Source organism: Mesorhizobium sp. WSM1386 (genome assembly GCF_055901595.1).
On record NZ_CM148373.1, the window covers coordinates 2,785,908 to 2,803,160 of the forward strand.

The window sequence follows — 17,253 nt, forward strand, 5'->3', positions numbered from 1 at the left end:
ACTCAAGCATGTTGGTGTCCTCCGAGGTAAAGCATTGAATTGAATGGGCTCTCACAGAGCCTTGACGGTAAAACGAATGACGGTAAAATTAGGCATTGAACAACCCTAGATGCGCCCCATCCGTCTCCTCCTATGCTCACCGACATCGCACTTAAGAAGCTGAAACCAAAAGATAAAATATACAAAGTCACCGATCGTGACGGTATGTACGCGACCGTGGCTCCCACAGGGCAGATATCGTTCCGATACGACTACCGAGTGAATGGTCGGCGAGAGACAGTGACTCTGGGTCGTTATGGTGAGGGAGGCATCTCGCTAGCAGAGGCGCGTGACCGCTGTCTTGCCGCACGAAAAATCGTGGCAGCCGGAAAATCGCCTGCCCAGGAAAAGCAGCGTGACAAGCGGCGCCTGTCTGCGACGGCTACGTTCGGCGATGCCGGCAGAGTATGGTTTAAAAAGGCGAAGATGGCCGACAGCACGCGCTCCATGCGCAAAGCCGTCTTTGATCGAGACATCTTGCCGATTTGGGACAAAAGGCTCCTCACAGAAATAACATCGGCCGATTTGCGAGCGCTGTGCGCAAAGGTGCGGGACCGTGGCGCACCGGCAACGGCCATTCATGTCCGGGATATTGTTAAACAGGTCTATGGTTATGCCATTCGGCACGGCGAGAAGATCGCCAATCCGGCGGACGAGGTAGGGCCATCTTCGATAGCCACCTTCGAGGCGAAAGACCGGGCGTTGTCCCCCGTAGAAATTCGAATCATGCTAAAGGAGTTGGAGAATGTGCCGACCTTGCCGACGATTCGGCTGGGCCTAAAGCTGATCCTGCTCACGATGGTTCGGAAAAGTGAGCTTCTGGACGCGACGTGGGATGAGGTCGACTTCGAGAACGCGGTATGGAGCATTCCCAAAGAGCGGATGAAGCGGAAGAAGCCACATAACGTCTACCTGTCCCGCCAGTCCCTCGATATCATGATTGCGCTCAAGACTTGCGCTGCGAACTCTCGATACGTGCTTCCATCTCGCTACGACGCCGACGAATCTATGTCGCGCGCGACCTTCAATCGGATTACGATGGCGATTGTGGACCGCGCAAAACAACAAAATCTGCCGCTTGCTCCCTTTACGGTGCACGATCTACGGCGGACCGGCTCCACGCTCCTAAACGAGATCGGGTTCAATCGCGACTGGATCGAAAAATGCCTTGCCCACGAAGATAGTCGCTCCTCCCGCGGCGTCTATAACAAGGCTGAATACGAAACGCAGCGGCGCCACATGCTGCAGGAATGGGCCGACATGATTGAAGCGTGGGCAGCTGGCAATAAACACGCACCCACACTGCAGCCGATTTCCGGGGCAGCCGTCATCCTCGATCCGATTTGACGGGCCTCGTCTTCCGCGACCGCACGTCTGGTCCCGGGGCCAGTTCGATCGAACCAGCAAAGGACGCGTTGCGCCGTTCCTGAATCCAGGCTTCGACTTCTCCGAGGTCCCAAACGACGCAGCGGGGGGTCAGATTGAACCGTCGGGGGAACTCGTCTCGTTGTTCCATTTCATAAATGGTCGTGTCCGATAACGGGACGATTTCTCGCAATTGCGATCGGCGAACAGTTCGCACGACCTGTCGCGCCTCAATGTGCGGCAGAACCGGAAGGGGGCGATCCGCTGGCGCGGCCTCTATGCCCTGGCAGCTCTCGCCTTGAGTTTGCTTCTGCCGTTTGACCATTTGCATACCGAAGGGCACCTTCGGCCGATGATCGCGCATCTGCTCCAATCTGAGTATAGCTCTCAACTACGATCACATCGTCTCCTTTGACCAACCGGCGATCTTTGCGATGGTCGGCAAACACCTCGGTCTTGCTCACGAGCACACCGACTTCGCGACTGTGTCGAGAGGCCTTCTGTCTCTTGGGCTGTTTGGACCGGTCCTCGTCGCCCGAGGTAAACCCTTTGCAATGGCTTGATTGCGTGTGCTGGCAGGCCGATGGAGGCAACCTCAGCCCCGATCAGTCGGCTGACCAGTTTCCCTAATGCGTGGATCTTCACCCGGCCGGAACGACCGGCGGGGATTATCGGAAGAGCAGACGGATCAGGCGAAGGGCATGGATCAAGTTGCTCTTGCCGACGCGATTTTCGCCAACCATCACCACGTCGCCCGAAAGGTTGACGTCCAGAGATTTGAAGTTGCGAAAATTGCGGATGCCTTGCTTGTTGGTGTCTTCTTGATTCGACGACGAGAATGTTCACATCATTGACGCCGCGATGATGAACGACAATGTCGGGATAGACTGGCGTGTTTTCCCGCCGCATTCCAGCGGCGGGTTACCCTCTTTGGGCCGCCGTCAAGGCCGACGCGGTGACCAATGGCAGCTATGCCTTTACATATCCCGACTCCGGTCAGTCTGGAATCGGCCCCCAAGCTGTCGGACGGCAATTCGCCTCATCTCAGCCATTTGGACAGCTCCTGGCTTTTGCCTGTAAGCTGACATTCGGGGGATACTATCAAAGTCTCCACCCGTGTGCGCGTCTTTCGCTGTTGTGAACGTCTGACTATCTCACAATCCGCTGTGCTAATAGATCTCGTCGCGAGATCACGAGGGGGTTGCTTGCTGTGAAGAACAGCATAGAAGACAGTTGATACATTAGCGCGCAATGGAAGAATTATCGTGGGCATCACGTACGTGCATCTATCAGATATCCATTTTGGCCAAGAAAAGGGCTCTGCCGTCGTCATTAACCAAGACGCGAAGGAACGGCTTATCGAGGATGCAGCGGAGCAGATAAAGATTCATGCCGGAGGCCTCGCGAAAGGTCTGATCGTGACCGGCGACATTGCTTACGCAGGAAAGCCAGAAGAATACGCCGTCGCAGCGAAATGGCTAGACCGCCTAGCAAGCGCCGTCGGGTGCCCGCCCACGGCCGTCAAACTGGTGCCGGGAAACCACGACATCGATCGGGACAGGCTTTCCGCGGGCTGCACTTATCTGATCGACCAAATCCTTACCGGCGGAGAGGCTAAGCTCGACGAATTTCTGGCTAACGACGATGACTGCAAAACCCTCTACAACCGTTTCATCGGGTATGAGCCGTTTGCGCTCGGCTACGACTGCCCGCTCCATCCCGCCGGCGGCATCGCCAGCGACTCGCGCGAAGAATTGGCTCCGGGCCGCGCCATACGCTTCTTCGGCCTTAACTCCGCTCTGATTTGCTCCAAGAGGAAGGACGAGGAAGGCAAGCTGATCCTAGGTGCTGCACAGCGCGTCTTGCCTATTGACCCCGGCGTTGAATTGGTAGTGCTCTGTCACCATCCTCTGCACTGTCTGCAGGATAGCGTCGACGCACAGAAATACATTCGCAATCGGGCGCGCGTATTCATCTCCGGACACGAACACAAGCCGGACTTGCATATCGAATCCATCGAAGACGGATGCGACCTGCTCCTGTTGGCGTCCGGCGCAACCGTTCCACCGAAGGTCGAGAATGGATATACCTACACCTATAATCTGCTGACCTTCGACTGGTGCTCGAAGGAGGACAAGCTGTCAGTCGAAGTGGTGCCGCGAACGTGGAACGACGATAAAAAGAGGTTTGAGGCCGATGATGTTCGCTTGGGAGGCCATAAGCCGCGAAACCTGCTTGCGAGTCCGAACTTTCGCCGTGGGCCGCCGCCAGTTGCCGCAGTTCATGATGAATCGCCGATGCAATCGGTCGCCGATGCAGTCCATCCAGAACCAGTTCGCAACGGAGACCCGCCAGCGGATCACACCGCAGAGCTCAAGCCTGCCTCACCTAATAGTGCGCCGGTGGATGCTATGAACGAGGCTGGATTTCAGCTTGTTTTGCTCAAGTTCTTCCGCGACCTGACCGCCGCGCAGCGTCTAAAGGTTTTGATCGATCTCAACGCCCTGCCTGACGACTGGAACGAGGAATTGACGCTCATGATGGAGCGGAATCTCATTGAAGATCTGGTGAAGGACGGACGCCTCGGCGCCCTCGATAGCTCGATCGAACGCTACCGACAGTAAGAATACGCAGCTCCTCGGGGGAAACTTCATGAAGCATATCGCCACCCACATCCGAATCTTCGCGGCCGATCCATCCGACGAACTGGTCGAGAAACGCACGCACGCGATCGGCGAAATAGCGAACAACTTAGCAGCACGCCGAGACGTCGGCGATTTGCTTCAGACCGCAAACGATCTTGCCGTTGCCGTCCAGCAGGGCGGCAGGCTCTCCACCGCGCTGACCACGAGCATTGAAGGCGCCATCCGGAAGAAGTCAACGGCGTTCGTCGCCGACAAGCATGAACTCGAAATGCTGGTCTGCGGTATCTCTGGCGCTCTGCATGTCATATCGGATAACTCGGCTCTCCGTCATGGCTTGGTGTCGATTTCCGACGTGCTATCGTTCGGACTCTGGTCCGCTCTCTCGTTCCAGAAGCCGCGGACCGAGCCGAAGATCGAAGAGCTTCGCGACGAACTCCTGCAGGCCGCGCAGGCTCATTGCGCTGCGCTTGCGAGCGACAGTCGTCAACGCATCAAGGTGCCCGATCCCGAGTTTAAGGAAGCGCCCAAGAAAAAGGACGGCGAGCCGGGAACTTTGCTCGACGTCTCAGCCGTGAACGACGGTCTCAAGCCTTTCAAGAACGCTATCGCCGATCTCAGGTCGAACGCCGCCGTCGATCGCGAAGAGATCGACCTCTTGTGGTGGGTGCTGTCCGATTGGAGCTCGCTGCTCGGACGGTCCTTCTCTGACGAGAACAGCAATGGTGCTGCGGCTGCGGTGGCCTCGGGTCTCGAAGTCGGGCGCATGATCCGGAGGGCACCTGCGGAAGCACATCGCCATCTGGTGCTGCGCAACGTTCGGGCCGTCAAGGAGCTGTCGCTACAAGAACTATTGACTGCGATCGGCACAGATCGTGCCGCACTCGCGCCTATCGAGGCGCAAACCTACATCTTGCAATGTCCCGCGATCTTTCCACTCTCGGCAGCGCTGCAAACCGGCGCCGCCTCTGACTCGCGCGCAAAGATCAAACGGCCCTTAAGCGAGTGGGCCGGGCGGGCCTTGTTGGAAAGCTCGATCGCGCACCTCTGCTCCAACCTACCTGGCGTGTCCGTCTGATGGCCCTCGGCTGCACCAAGGACAACTGCACCGTCGCGGAGACCGGCATCTGCATCGCCGAAAATCCGCCGGAGACGTGTGTGTTCAGAATGAAAGCTCCGGTCGACGACGAGCCGGTGACGCCGGAACCACCGCTTCGAAAGCCTGAGCGGAATCCGAGCCTGCCTCACAGTCGCGCTTTGACTCCCCAACTCGCGGAGGATCTGATGTGCGACCGCTACTGCACCCTTGTCGGTATCCTGGGCGATCCAGACGCGGGGAAGACGGCTGCTTTGGTCAGCCTCTACTTGTTGGCTTCCAAGGCCAAACTCAAGGAATTCTCCTTCGCCGACAGCCGGACTCTGATGGCGTTCAACGAGATAAGCCAGGGCGCTCTCGACTGGAACGAGGATAATCCGCCGGAGCAGTTCACGCAGCATACGGAATTGGCCGATGACCGGATGCCCGGCTTTCTACATCTGCGCTTGCGGCGAGGGGAAGAAAAAATCGATTTCCTGTTGCCGGATTTGCCGGGAGAATGGTCACAATCGTTCATAGACAAGGACAGGAACGATCGACTGCAGTTTCTGAGAAGGGCCGACGTCATATGGCTGATGATGGATGGATCGCAGCTTCGCGAGCCGTCCACGCGCCAATATGTCGTGCACCGAATGCAGCTTCTCATCGACCGCCTTCGCGCATCAATCGATCCCGTGCCGCCGCTGGTGCTAGTGCTGACGAGGCGAGACGGCGGCGAGGTGCACGCGTCATTCGTCGATCCGATCGTTCAGGAAGCTGAGCAACGGGGGGTGAAGATTTCGATCGCTCAGATCGCCTCGTTCGGCGACCAAGGCGAGGTCAATCCCGGCTACGGCATCGAGGCTCTGATGCGGATCTGCCGGCCCGATGCCTCAGACAGCACGCCGGCCTGGCCTGCGTCGGGACCGGATATCGTGGCGGGTAGAGTGATGCTGCGCTATCGACACCCGGAGCACCGGCAATGAACAAAAGGACTTTCATTCTTGTCGGGGGACCGGACTGCGGCAAGACGAATTTCATCGCGCGCTTGTGGGAGTCTATCCGCTCGAAGGCCGGCGCACTGGTCGCACCTCATCCACCGCAGAACGTCGAATTTGTGGAGAAGGCACTGGAGTTTCTTCTGAAGGGTGAATTCGCCCCCCGCTCCAATCGGGACGTGGCGGAATCCACCCACAGCTTCGAGATCTCCGTGCGCAACGCGAGCGATCCGGACGGGCCGCTTTCGGACATAGTCGTTCCCGACGTGACGGGAGAACTGTGGAAGAGGACGCTCGAGACGTACGAAATGCCCAAGGACTGGATGCAAAGCCTCGAAGGCGCATCGGGGGCCTTGCTGTTCGTCCGGGAAGGTTCGGAAGAGAACGAGCTGTCTCTCGACTGGGTGACATGCGGCAAATTTCTTACCCAGCGTGCAAAGGCTCGGGCGGCACGCAACGCCAAGAACGCCGGTGGCAACGAAGCGGCCGGCGATGCCAACAACGACGGCATCGGCGAAGTTGCCGCTGCATCGGCCGAGGAGATTAAAGAGACATCCGCTCCTTCAAAAACTCCCGGCGGCTCTCAGTCGCAGACGGACCAGTCCGGCGATGACGAAGGCAAGTTTACCAAGATACCCACGCAGATTGCCCTGTGCGAGTTCCTCCGATTTCTCGAATTCGGATTGAAGAGAACACTGGGCGGACCGAAGCCGCGAGTCGCCGTTCTCGTCACCGCGTGGGACAGGCTCGATAAGGAGAAGCGCGTGCACGGACCCATGGCGTATCTTCGGACTCAATATCCGATGTTCGCGGGGCGCATCGAAGATATCGAAACGCTCGATGTGAAAACCTTCGGCGTCAGCGTCGTGTCAGGAGATTTCTCTGATCCGGTATTCAAGGCGGAATTCTTCGAAAAAGGTCTGAAGAACGCGGGATACGTCGTCACCGACGACAAGCCCGCCGAGTTCGTTTCGGACCTGACGCTACCGGTCTCCTGGGTGATGACTAGCTAGATGAAGCCACTCTTCATAGATCAACAGACCCACGGCTACCGAAGCGGTCATCAGTTGATCGGATCGACCAAGCGTTTGCCGCGTCAGGATCAAGATCTGATCGATCGTCTTTCCGATATCGGTGGCCATTTGCGGCCGGGTGAGACATTCAAGCCCTATCTGTCAACGTATCCGCTTCCGAGCGGCAGTGATTACGTCGTTGCCCGCACATGGCAGGATCTCAGCGCACCTAGGTCCGGTTGCGTACGGACTCGAAGCCTAATCGTCCCAAAGGCGGAATGGCTATCTATGAAAGGTATCCGCTCTCTCTTGGCTCTTCTGGTGCCCGTAGAGTTCGACGAGAAGCCAGCAAAACTGGCACCGGCAGATTCTTTCCCGTTGATACGATCGGTTTCCGACCCACGGCGCGCGGAATTGGTCGAGGCTTTGTTCTTTGAGCCGCGTCAACCTATCGTCGTCTTCGACAGCGCGGAGGCTGAACTGATCGTCGAGCGACTTCTTGCCGCGTTCTGGCCGGCGCTGAAGCAGAACTTCTCCGTCTCAACCTACGCGCTTGCACCGCGCAAGATCGAGGGACGACCGTTCGATCTCATCTTCGCACCGAGAGGTGCACGCGCTCGGTTCTCCGACTGGAGTGGCCGACGCATCGACGCCGCGTCCAAGTCCGAACGGCATCCGTGGTCTCGACTGGTCTCCGAAAAGATATTCGACGCCGAGGATCCGGATCTGCGGACGATCGACACGCTTGGTGCGCTGCGCGCAGACCGAAGGGGCGACGAGGGTGCCTTGAGGCTGGCGTTGATGTGGAACGACCTGGCCGCGAAGTCGCGTACCACCCCGTCCGCCGTTCTCGGCATGTTGGACATTCTGAATTCCCGCGCATGGCCCGAATTCGATAGCAGCCGCTTGCAGGACGTCGTCCAGGGAGCGGCTCGGATCGCTGTCGCAGAGCCGGACGAAGCCGGCGCCTTGCGTTTCCTCTCGACGCTTGCGGCCAAGGTCGCGAACTTCGACGTCGGCATGCTTGACCACCTCGATCTGTCCGGCTTGACAAGGAATCTGACAAGGCGTTCGCCTCATCGTGCATTGTCCTATCTTCGGTCGGAAATCGAGGCCGACCGTGAGCCGGTGATTCCTATCGTCACGGGCATCGCCGACGGTCTCGGTGAGGAGCCTTTTGACGACGAGACCTCGGACTTCGTCCTGCAGCTACCTCCCGACCTGACATCGGTCATGATTTCGCGCAGTGATGAGTACGCCCGGGAAATCTGTGGAAGGTGCGCCACGGACACTTCGGTGTGGGTGCCAGCAACCAAAGCTGCAATCGGTGCGATGAGCCGGCGGGAGAAAGCCGATCTTCTCCGAAAGATTCCAGCGTGGATGAAAACGGAAGCCCAGGCACCGGTTATGGAGGCCGCCCTTGACGGCGTGTCCGGCGACGATCTGGCAAGCTTTGCAGTAGCGATCGGGGAGCAGACCGGCTTCAGTATCGCAGCGTTTGACGAACCGATGGCGAACGCCGCGCGGAATGCGGAATCGCTCAATGCGCTTCGCGCTTCGATCTTGTCGAAGTTCCGCAGCGGGGACGCCGATCGCTTTCTGTTATCGACTCTGGACCTGTCCGCCGCGGACCTCACTTGGCTCGACGGAGAGGTGAAGAAGACGAGAGCCGTCGTGCTTCTACGCCGCCTGCTCGAAAATGCTTCGCCGAAGGCGCTAGTCTCGGTTCTACGCGATCCGGCAAGCAGAGATCGCATTCTCGCGCTCCTGATGGAGGACGTGGCCAGTTCCGCGGAGCAGCTGATCCGCATAGCTGGCTCGACCGATCTGCCCATCGATCGCTATCTGGACATCGGTCGAGCCGTGCTGCCGTTCCTCACATCGGAGCAGCGTGAGAGATTCGTTTTGGAATTGCTCACTCGGGCACTGGCTCAAGCGGACCCGAGCGACGCACGAGTTGCGTCCATGATCGAAGAATCGCACGGCATCGTATCACCTCGGCAACTCGTACATCTGGCAACGCCAAACGGCGTGTCCACGCAGCGGTTGGTTGCTAACCTGGTCCTTCTGAGCACTATATCCGAGCGGATAAGACATACTGCCGCTGCGGCCATCGAAGATCTTTGCGAGAGATTGATCCATCGTTATGGCGAGAACTTAGGTGAAGCCGGTTACGATGCTTGGGCGGTATTGCTGAGAGCCTCGGCGAACGTATCTCCCGACCTCCAGCTTCGTGCCTCTCTGCCCACGCTTCCCTTTGCGATGGGAAAACGTGATTTGCCGGTTAGTGGCCTTATCCGCGTGGCGTTTCCACCCGTCTACGCCGAGCTTCTTAGATCGACTGGTGACGAGGATTTCAAGCGATTGCCGGCGCTGCTGGCCTTACCGCTCAGCATCTTTATCGACTGGGACCGTGCCAAGTCGGCGCGGCAGGAACTGGTCGACGCCTATCTGTATTCATCGTGGCCGCCCGCCGATCTGCTTCTCACATCACTCGATGCAGGTATCCAAAGCAACACGTTGCGTCGTTTAAGCGGAACTCCGCGCGGGCGCGGGTATTTAGCTGCGATTGAAAGGGACAGCCACAGATTGAACCCCGCTCAGTTGGGACGGATCCAAGACTGTCTCTCTCATTTTAACCATCGGGACTAAGCCGTGCCCGCATAACCCCTTCATCTATATTTCGTAGCCAGCCAGGCCATCGGTATTTAGGTGCGGCAATTGAGCGGCTCGAAAAGCCGAGAAAAAAGGCAGTGACCCCTTGCTTATGGACGACGGCAGCTTCCCAGCCTGATCTCGCAAAACCTGCCGTTCCGCTTCCGTGAAGAGTTTCGGGCGCCGGCAGGCGTACGAAAGTCCCCGAGGAAGGAACCCGCGGGCCACAGGCGATGGCTATGGGGATTTCGATTTGCGGCTGGTGTTGGCGATGGCGCGACCGCCGCCGGGAAGCGACGGGTTTGATGCGGCCGGACCGCTTCGCCTTTCAGCCATGCGGTATTGTCGGCTCGTCGCGCGGCCGGACGCGACCCGTTCGGCGTCGATGATCACGATGGACGTGCGTGGGTTCGTTGCCGGAGGCTGAGTGCCTGCGGCTGAAGGCTGGAGCATGCCATGCCGGGTCATGGAGAGTTCTCCCGGTTTGCTGCGGTTGTGTCCGGCGGTCCGCGCGGCTGCCCCCACCGTTCGAATACCTCGATGACGATCATGCGTCCGCCGCAGCACGGGCATGGCGGTCGGAAGTCGTCCGGTTCGTCCGGGGCGCCGTCATCGGGCGGCACAACGACGTTCAGCAGTTCGCGGGCGAGCGCAAGGCTGGCCTTGCGGCAGCCGCTGGCGAGGAGGCCGTAGTGCCGGATGCGATGGAAGCCACGTGGCAGGACGTGGAGCAGGAAACGGCGGATGAACTCATCGGTTGCGAGCGTCATGACCTGCTGCCGATCGGCGCCGTCGCGGCGGTAGTCCTTGTAGCGGAACGTGACCCCTGCCTCATCGAACCGGATGAGGCGGCGGTTCGAGATCGCAACCCGGTGGGTATAGCGGGACAGATAGGCGAGCACCGCCTCCGGCCCGGCGAACGGCGCCTTGGCGTACACCACCCAGCGCTTCTTGCGGACCGGCGACAGGTGCCGCACGAATGCCTGCCGCGCGGACAGGTGAGCCATCGATCCGAAGAAGGCGAGCCGTCCTGCGTCGTGCAGCGCGACCAACCGGGAGAGGAACAGGCGGCGGAACAGCTTGCCGAGCACGCGCACCGGCAGCAGGAAGCCCGGACGCGACGATATCCACCGGCTTCCGTCCGGCGAGATGCCACCGCCCGGCACGATCATGTGCACATGCGGATGGTGCGTCATTGCCGAGCCCCAAGTGTGAAGGACGGCGGTGATGCCGATGCGCGCGCCGAGATGCTTCGGATCGGCCGCGATGGTCAGCATCGTCTCCGACGCCGCCTTGAACAGCAGGTCGTAGACCAGCGCCTTGTTGTGGAAGGCGATGTCGGCGACCTCGGCGGGCAGCGTGAACACGACATGGAAGTAGCCGACCGGCAGCAGGTCGGCCTCGCGCTCGGCAAGCCATGTCCGCGCCGTAGCACCCTGGCACTTCGGGCAGTGCCGGTTGCGGCAGGAGTTGTAGGCGATGCGCCATTGGCCGCAGTCCTCGCAAGCCTCGACGTGACCGCCAAGGGCTGGGGTGCGGCAATACTCGATCGCCGACATGACCTTGAGCTGGGCGAGGCTCAGGTGACCTGCATGGGCGGCCCGGTAAGCGGGTCCGGCAGCACGGAAGATGTTGGCGACCTCGATCGAGGCGCGCACGGCTCAGATGTCGGGCAAGACCTCTCCCGGCTTGAACAGCCCGAGCTTGTCGAGCGGGCTCGTGACGGCACGCACCGTCCGGGTCGCCACCTTCGCGTAAAGGGCGGTGTTGTTGAGCTTGGCATGCCCGAGCAGGACCTGGATGATCCGGATGTCGGTGCCGTCCTCCAGCAGGTGGGTGGCGAAGCTGTGGCGCAGCGTGTGCGGCCCCACCCGCTTGGCGATGTCGGCGGCCTGGGCCGCCTCGACGACGATGCGATAGAGCTGCCTCGTGCTGATCGGCTTCATCGCGTGCTGCCCGGGAAACAACCAGCCGTCGCGGTGCATCACGCCCTGCTGACGTCCGACCTTCCACCATTGCCGCAGAAGAGTGAGCAGGTCCTCCGAGAGCATGGCGTTGCGATACCGCCCGCCCTTGCCGCGTTCGACGCGCAGCAGCATGCGCTCGCTGTCGACGTCGGTGACCTTCAGCATCGACACCTCGGCGACGCGCAGGCCCGCGCCATAGGCAACCGACAGTGCGGCCTGGTGCTTGAGGCAGGTGGTGGCGTTGAGCAGCCGGGCCACCTCGTCGCGACTGAGCACCACGGGCAGGTTGCGCGGATGCGACAGCCGGACGAGCCGGCGCGCCAGGTCCGGGCGGTCGAGCGTTTGGGTGAAGAAGAAGCGCAGCGCCGAAACGATGCTGTTCATCGTTGGCACGGGAACGCCGTCCTCCTGCTGCTCGATCTGGAACCGGCGCAGGTCGTCGGCGGTAGCGGTGTCTGGTGAACGCCCGAGGAATGTCGCCAGGCGTCCGATGTCGCGGAGATAGTTGCGCTGCGTCTCGCGTGAGAAGCGCCGCATGTTCATGTCGTCGATCAGCCGCTGGCGCAGCGGGCTGACGGGTGCATCGAGAACGGGATGGTGCATGGTCAGGCTCCTTGTTGAAGAAGCCCGCCATGCTCTGCTCCAGCCGAACGAGGCTCAACGCGAGCGCGACGACCGGTTTCTTGATCTCTACCCCACCCCACGCGCCCATCCCGCGCAGCGGGTTCGTTCACCGCCTCCATTTCGGTCATTCACTACCAGGAATTCCTGGCGACCTGCGGCTACATTTGAGGATATCTCGAATCCCGTAACTAGTCGCGTTCGTCGTCCTTAGGTCCGCCAGACCATACGGGAGAATACGAAAGAAACGGCTTGGCGAACCATCCTCCGGGCCCGGAGCCTCCTCGGAGCTCCAAGCAATGAGCCTCACTTGGTTTTATGAACCGCAGCACTGTTGCACCCGGTGCATCGCCGGCCACCCAGTACCGAACGGGGCCCTCGATTGAAAAAGCCACCCCGGCCGTGCGATCCTAGCAAAACAATTCGCAATCTTGCCCGGGAAGGACGACGCAAAGTGGCCGAGTTGGCGCCAAGCGACTTACCCCGGTCGCTCGCTTCCGAGATTGTGCAGCTCGTAACTGCCTTCTCTGTCGGATTCGCTCGAGCAAGGAGCACTTCGGACCAGTTGGATGCCGATCTTCGAGGCTCGGGCATCCTTATCCAGGTAGGGAGCACCAGAGCAATCCTGACGGCCCATCATGTGCTCGACGCGCTTCCCAGGTCAGGTGCGTTGGGCTTGATCATGTCGCCGCATGTGGGCTCCCATACGATGGAGGTCGAAGTCCTTCAATATTTGAAGATCGCTCGGGGAACAGAAGACGAGCAGGGTCCCGACTTGGGCGCCATCATTCTTCCCATGGTCCTTCCATCCAGCCTTGCGGCAAAAAAGTCGTTTGTGAATTTGGACAAGCATTGGGAGCGAATGGCGAGCGGACCACCAGATCTGAAGGAAGGCCTTTGGTGCCTTTGCGGCCTTCAGGATGCGCTAACACGAGACTTCAAGCCCGCGTTGGGATTCAAAAGGCTAAAGCGGTTTGCCGGCTTTTGTCCGATTGGATGGGTCGATGAAGCACCTCCCATTGAAAATTATGACTACCTCAGCTTTCCGATACCCCACCGACCGAGTTCACCAATGCCGGACAACGTCGGTGGGACAAGCGGCGGAGGTCTCTGGCAGATTCTCCTGAGGCAAGAGCCGGACGGCCGGATCAAGGTGGTTGAATGCTTGCTATCGGGTCTCGCCTTCTATCAAGGCCCGATCGAAAACGGCTGGTCACTTATTAGATGTCACGGGCGCAAGAGTGTGTATGAAATGGCTCGTAAGGCAATCCAGAGTGCCGTTCGCATGTAGTTGGACGCCCAGGCCGAACGTGAAATGCCGCTCAATCTACGCACCGGGGTACTCATCGTCGGTTCGCGCGATTGGGAGAGCGCCATGGTGGGACAGTTCAACGATGATCTGGCTTGCAGGGCGTTTGGGTGCGATCACGATGTTCGACAGCTACCACACAAAGGGCGCAGGCCAGATTAATGTTGACTTGCGAGGATGGATTGACACCCGCAGGGAGAACGACCCCGGCCTTATTTTATGTTTGTCGTCTATGTGGACGGCCCGGCGAGCTGCCGGTAGGCAGGGCATACGTGGCGCGAGCATGGATATCTTGGCCAACGTGCGGTGGGCCACCCGGGCGGCGGAGCGGTAGCGGTGCCCATTTGGCTAGACCAAAAGGCTCTCAGATAATGCTGGATACTGAGTGACAGAAACGCGCTTAGAATCAGGCCGTCAATCCGACGCGGTCTGATGTTGTCAAATCGGCCAGATGGCGATCTACTGCTTCGTAAACGTATCCGATCCGGTTGCCGTGGAAAAACCATCCGGAGTCAAATAGACCAATTCCCATATCGTCGTTATCTTGTCGCCGGCGAGTTTTCCTGTCCAAAGAGTAATGGTGCGGCAATCCATGCTTTGACTTTTGAAGGTGACGTATAGCTTAACGTCGTCATTTTCAATCTTTCCCGCCAGGTCGAAGCCCGGCGTTCCCAGGCAGGAGGTGTTCGGGGCATTGTTAGTAAAATTGCCGAGGATCTTACCTGACGAAGCATCAACGCTTTGGACAGTGAGCACAGACCCTCGCTCATTGATCCAAGTTGACGGGACGGGGAGAGTTTGCGCCAGCGCTAGGTGCGGCAAGATAACAGCGGCAGCAGTAACCCTCAAAAACAGCTTCAACCGCATTTGCTCTCTCCCACCAGCTGGCGTTGTCATGAATACATCATCATGACGAAGCTCGCCAGTACGCTTCAATGGTGAGCATCGAAAAATGGGCCGTTTTCTGCGCACCGATTGCATGCGCCAACAATCATCTTTCGGTGATCGTCATCGGACTGGGAGGGCTGCCGCCAATGTTGAAATCCTGAGAGCATTCCCTTGATGCCCCACGGGGCCTTAGGGTTGGAACGCAATACGAAATACTGACGGGCAATAAAATATCTTTTTTAATGTCGACCGAATTCACATTCCAATCTACGATTATATCGGCTTTTGAGAGGGAAAAGCAATGCGGTGGCGTTTAGTTCGAATACTCCTTCCGCTGCTTTTCATGCTGCCGATGACGTTTGCGAGCGCGGCTCCCGTAAAGGTAGCTACTATTCACTTCAAACCTGTGCTTGGGGACGTTCCTGGAAATCGGGCGCGGCTGCTGGCGCTGAATGAACAAGCCGCGAGAGCCGGCGCGAAGATCATTGTCAACACTGAGATGGCGACATCAGGCTACGCAATCTTCAGCAGAGCAGATATGGCCAAGGTCGCCGAAACAATTCCGGGTGCGAGCACGGAGGCGTTTGGTAAGCTTGCGAAACAGTATGGAGTCTACATCGCGATCGGCTTGCCTGAATTTGAAAAAGCGACCGATCAGTACTTCAATTCCGTCGCGTTGATCGCCCCTAGCGGCGTTGTTGCCGGTAGCTACCGCAAGCGCAACACCCTGCTTGAAGCTTCGTACAATGCCATCGCTGGTGGCCCCGTGCCAATTTTCGATACGCCTTATGGAAAGCTGGCGATCGTAATCTGTGCCGATCTCTTCTATCCACATTTTGCTCGACTGGCTGCCGTTGAGGGGGCGGATATTCTCCTTACGCCCGCCAACACAGGCGTCGATCTGTCGTTTCTCGAACAGAGAGCCAGGGAGAACGACGTGGCACTGATCGTCGCCAACAGGTATGGGACAGAGACGCGGGGCGTGCAGGTCGATGCATTCGACGAAAATACGTTCACAATTGCGTCTCCTTTCCCCTACGACTTTTCGTACGGATCTCTAAGCGCAATCGTCGACCATGACGGGAAAGCGATCTCGCAGTGGACTGATGCGACCGATGAAGTCGTTCTTGGCGAGATCGACTCGCCTGATCAGCACATGTTTCCTGTCATTCGGCGTCCAGATCTCTATGCGCTGCTCAATCAGGATACGCTTGAGGGCTACACCTTCACCCAGTTGGGACTACCTGCGCCAGCTGCGGGAATCTTGGTTGCCGCTGATCTTGGAAATGGCACTCACGCCGTGTCCGATGTTGTCGCCGCGCTTGAAAACGCGATCACAAAGGCGAACGTGGAACACAGGAAGGTGAGCCTCTTTGTGCTCCCGATGGGCACCTTCGCAACTGACGAAGAAACAATACTCGATCAATTGGCGGCGCTGGCAAAACGAACGGGCGTGGATCTGGTGATCCCGTTCGACAACGCTGGAGCAATGCGACAGCCCACGAGTATCCTGTTTGCGGTCGACGGAGGCGAGGTGACGCTTCATCGCTATGTCAGAACGCACCGACTTGCCAACGAAGGCATTACGCCCGGAGACGACTTCGTGATCGTCGATAGGCCCTACGGGCGGCTCTCTATTCTTCAAGGGCCAGATCTGCTGGCTCCCGAGACAACTATGGTAATGGAAAAACTAGGCGTCGATGTCGTGGCCGTTTCGGCGGACATCGGCACGGCTGACGTGGACGTGGTTTGGAGAACTCGGGCTGCCGATTATCTGAACATCGTCGTCGCCAATGGCTCCGGTGACGAAGGCGTCTTCCTCGGCGGCTACCCGCCCCAACCGTCCGAATCTGTAGGCGAGGGGCTGGCGTTAATGCAGTCGGACAGTGGGCTGGTTCGAAACAAGAAGGAACCGCGCCATGTCGACGTGACTCCTTTGCTGGTAAGTTGTGCGCTTTCGCGATGCTGAACTGGTGAGACCGAGCTAACTTCAGGGAATGCCAACCGCATGGATATCACCACCGGAGACCTGGTTTTCACTTGCATCGGACCAATGACCGACGCGATTTCCGTCGTTACTCGAGGTTATCGTAGCTGCCTCATGAACCATGTCGGCGTTGCGGTCGAAAATCAGAAAGGTCTCTTTGTTTTGGAAGCTTTTCCCCCCGAGGTTAGAGTGACCAACTGGGAGGTGTATGCCCGTCGCACGGAATTTCCGCCCGGCTCCGGCCAGCGCCGCTTTTTGGTGGGTCGGCTCCGGCCAAGCCACTCTCGTCTCATTCCGGCAGCCATCGCCTACGGGCTGACCCTGCGCGACGTCCCGTACGACCAGCTCTATTCGACCGATCAAGGCGCACTTTATTGCAGCGAACTGGTCGTCGACATGTTCACATACGCCAACGGTGGGAACCAGTTCTTCGCCGAGAATCCGATGAGTTTCAGAGATCCATCTACCGGAGAGATCCTGCAAACCTGGGTCGAGTATTATGCATATTTTGGGTTAGAGGTACCGCAAGGGGAGCCAGGTTCAAACCCGGGGGACCTGAGCCTCGATCCTCGTCTCGAAATCATCGAAATAGAAGGTCCCATTCCTGGATTGAGCTGAAACGAGATGACACAGGCACGAAAGGAACTGCAATCATGATGGAAAGAGAAGCGCCGAGGATTGACGAGTTTCCGCA

General features: G+C 58.8%; 14 protein-coding genes. 9 read left to right on the forward strand and 5 right to left on the reverse strand.

Annotated elements, in window-relative coordinates; translation table 11 throughout:
• The first annotated feature begins 132 nt into the window (after positions 1–132).
• Positions 133–1,386, forward strand: a complete 1,254-nt coding sequence (locus tag AC0NIH_RS13580; protein WP_473461691.1) for a tyrosine-type recombinase/integrase — start codon at positions 133–135, stop codon at positions 1,384–1,386.
• Here AC0NIH_RS13580 and AC0NIH_RS13585 read toward each other — a convergent pair.
• Together AC0NIH_RS13585 and AC0NIH_RS13590 are read right to left on the reverse strand one after the other, a co-directional pair.
• On the reverse strand, positions 1,367–1,768 hold the full coding sequence (locus tag AC0NIH_RS13585) for a helix-turn-helix transcriptional regulator (protein WP_473461694.1): 402 nt from the start codon (positions 1,766–1,768) through the stop codon (positions 1,367–1,369). The genes AC0NIH_RS13580 and AC0NIH_RS13585 overlap by 20 nt on opposite strands.
• Positions 1,769–2,072: 304 nt before the next feature.
• On the reverse strand, positions 2,073–2,153 hold the full coding sequence (locus AC0NIH_RS13590; RefSeq protein ID WP_474025263.1) for a hypothetical protein: 81 nt from the start codon (positions 2,151–2,153) through the stop codon (positions 2,073–2,075).
• 516 nt (positions 2,154–2,669) lie between these two features.
• On the opposite strand from AC0NIH_RS13590, the gene AC0NIH_RS13595 reads away from it, so the two are divergent.
• Genes AC0NIH_RS13595 through AC0NIH_RS13615 form a run of 5 tightly spaced genes read left to right on the forward strand, consistent with a single transcriptional unit; the run spans position 2,670 to position 9,784 of the window.
• Positions 2,670–4,028, forward strand: a complete 1,359-nt coding sequence (locus AC0NIH_RS13595; RefSeq protein WP_473461697.1) for a metallophosphoesterase — start codon at positions 2,670–2,672, stop codon at positions 4,026–4,028.
• 28 nt (positions 4,029–4,056) lie between these two features.
• Positions 4,057–5,124 carry a GTPase-associated system all-helical protein GASH gene (locus tag AC0NIH_RS13600; RefSeq protein ID WP_473461699.1) on the forward strand — a complete coding sequence of 356 codons (1,068 nt, stop codon included), beginning with the start codon at positions 4,057–4,059 and terminating at the stop codon, positions 5,122–5,124.
• Positions 5,124–6,107: a TRAFAC clade GTPase domain-containing protein gene (locus AC0NIH_RS13605; RefSeq protein WP_473461701.1), complete on the forward strand. Its 984-nt coding sequence runs from the start codon at positions 5,124–5,126 to the stop codon at positions 6,105–6,107. The genes AC0NIH_RS13600 and AC0NIH_RS13605 overlap by 1 nt, the downstream gene beginning before the upstream one ends.
• Positions 6,104–7,132: a TRAFAC clade GTPase domain-containing protein gene (locus AC0NIH_RS13610; RefSeq protein ID WP_473461704.1), complete on the forward strand. Its 1,029-nt coding sequence runs from the start codon at positions 6,104–6,106 to the stop codon at positions 7,130–7,132. Before AC0NIH_RS13605 ends, AC0NIH_RS13610 begins: the two co-directional genes overlap by 4 nt.
• Positions 7,133–9,784, forward strand: a complete 2,652-nt coding sequence (locus tag AC0NIH_RS13615) for a GAP1-N1 domain-containing protein (protein ID WP_473461707.1) — start codon at positions 7,133–7,135, stop codon at positions 9,782–9,784.
• A gap of 467 nt (positions 9,785–10,251) precedes the next feature.
• Here AC0NIH_RS13615 and AC0NIH_RS13620 read toward each other — a convergent pair whose 3' ends face one another.
• Entirely contained in the window at positions 10,252–11,445 is a 1,194-nt protein-coding gene (locus AC0NIH_RS13620; RefSeq protein WP_473469827.1) for an IS91 family transposase, read from the reverse strand.
• A 3-nt stretch (positions 11,446–11,448) separates the two neighbouring features.
• Entirely contained in the window at positions 11,449–12,357 is a 909-nt protein-coding gene (locus AC0NIH_RS13625; protein ID WP_473469829.1) for a tyrosine-type recombinase/integrase, read from the reverse strand.
• Between the two features lie 583 nt (positions 12,358–12,940).
• On the opposite strand from AC0NIH_RS13625, the gene AC0NIH_RS13630 reads away from it, so the two are divergent.
• On the forward strand, positions 12,941–13,666 hold the full coding sequence (locus tag AC0NIH_RS13630; protein ID WP_473468949.1) for a hypothetical protein: 726 nt from the start codon (positions 12,941–12,943) through the stop codon (positions 13,664–13,666).
• Between the two features lie 477 nt (positions 13,667–14,143).
• On the opposite strand, the gene AC0NIH_RS13635 is transcribed toward AC0NIH_RS13630, so the two are convergent.
• Positions 14,144–14,551, reverse strand: a complete 408-nt coding sequence (locus tag AC0NIH_RS13635; RefSeq protein ID WP_473468951.1) for an avidin/streptavidin family protein — start codon at positions 14,549–14,551, stop codon at positions 14,144–14,146.
• Between the two features lie 322 nt (positions 14,552–14,873).
• Between AC0NIH_RS13635 and AC0NIH_RS13640 the strand changes: the two genes are divergently transcribed.
• The gene (locus AC0NIH_RS13640; protein ID WP_473468952.1) at positions 14,874–16,541 is read left to right on the forward strand and encodes a nitrilase-related carbon-nitrogen hydrolase; all 1,668 of its coding nucleotides are present in this window, start codon (positions 14,874–14,876) and stop codon (positions 16,539–16,541) included.
• A 39-nt stretch (positions 16,542–16,580) separates the two neighbouring features.
• Positions 16,581–17,177: a YiiX/YebB-like N1pC/P60 family cysteine hydrolase gene (locus tag AC0NIH_RS13645; protein WP_473468954.1), complete on the forward strand. Its 597-nt coding sequence runs from the start codon at positions 16,581–16,583 to the stop codon at positions 17,175–17,177.
• Positions 17,178–17,253: the final 76 nt, after the last annotated feature.

Bases quoted from the DNA above. Each gene is read 5' to 3' on its own strand.
- AC0NIH_RS13580 (WP_473461691.1), top strand. From the start codon at position 133: ATGCTCACCGACATCGCACTTAAGAAGCTGAAACCAAAAGATAAAATA.
- AC0NIH_RS13585 (WP_473461694.1), bottom strand. From the start codon at position 1,768: ATGCGCGATCATCGGCCGAAGGTGCCCTTCGGTATGCAAATGGTCAAA.
- AC0NIH_RS13600 (WP_473461699.1), top strand. From the start codon at position 4,057: ATGAAGCATATCGCCACCCACATCCGAATCTTCGCGGCCGATCCATCC.
- AC0NIH_RS13605 (WP_473461701.1), top strand. From the start codon at position 5,124: ATGGCCCTCGGCTGCACCAAGGACAACTGCACCGTCGCGGAGACCGGC.
- AC0NIH_RS13610 (WP_473461704.1), top strand. From the start codon at position 6,104: ATGAACAAAAGGACTTTCATTCTTGTCGGGGGACCGGACTGCGGCAAG.
- AC0NIH_RS13615 (WP_473461707.1), top strand. From the start codon at position 7,133: ATGAAGCCACTCTTCATAGATCAACAGACCCACGGCTACCGAAGCGGT.
- AC0NIH_RS13625 (WP_473469829.1), bottom strand. From the start codon at position 12,357: ATGCACCATCCCGTTCTCGATGCACCCGTCAGCCCGCTGCGCCAGCGG.
- AC0NIH_RS13635 (WP_473468951.1), bottom strand. From the start codon at position 14,551: ATGCGGTTGAAGCTGTTTTTGAGGGTTACTGCTGCCGCTGTTATCTTG.
- AC0NIH_RS13640 (WP_473468952.1), top strand. From the start codon at position 14,874: ATGCGGTGGCGTTTAGTTCGAATACTCCTTCCGCTGCTTTTCATGCTG.
- AC0NIH_RS13645 (WP_473468954.1), top strand. From the start codon at position 16,581: ATGGATATCACCACCGGAGACCTGGTTTTCACTTGCATCGGACCAATG.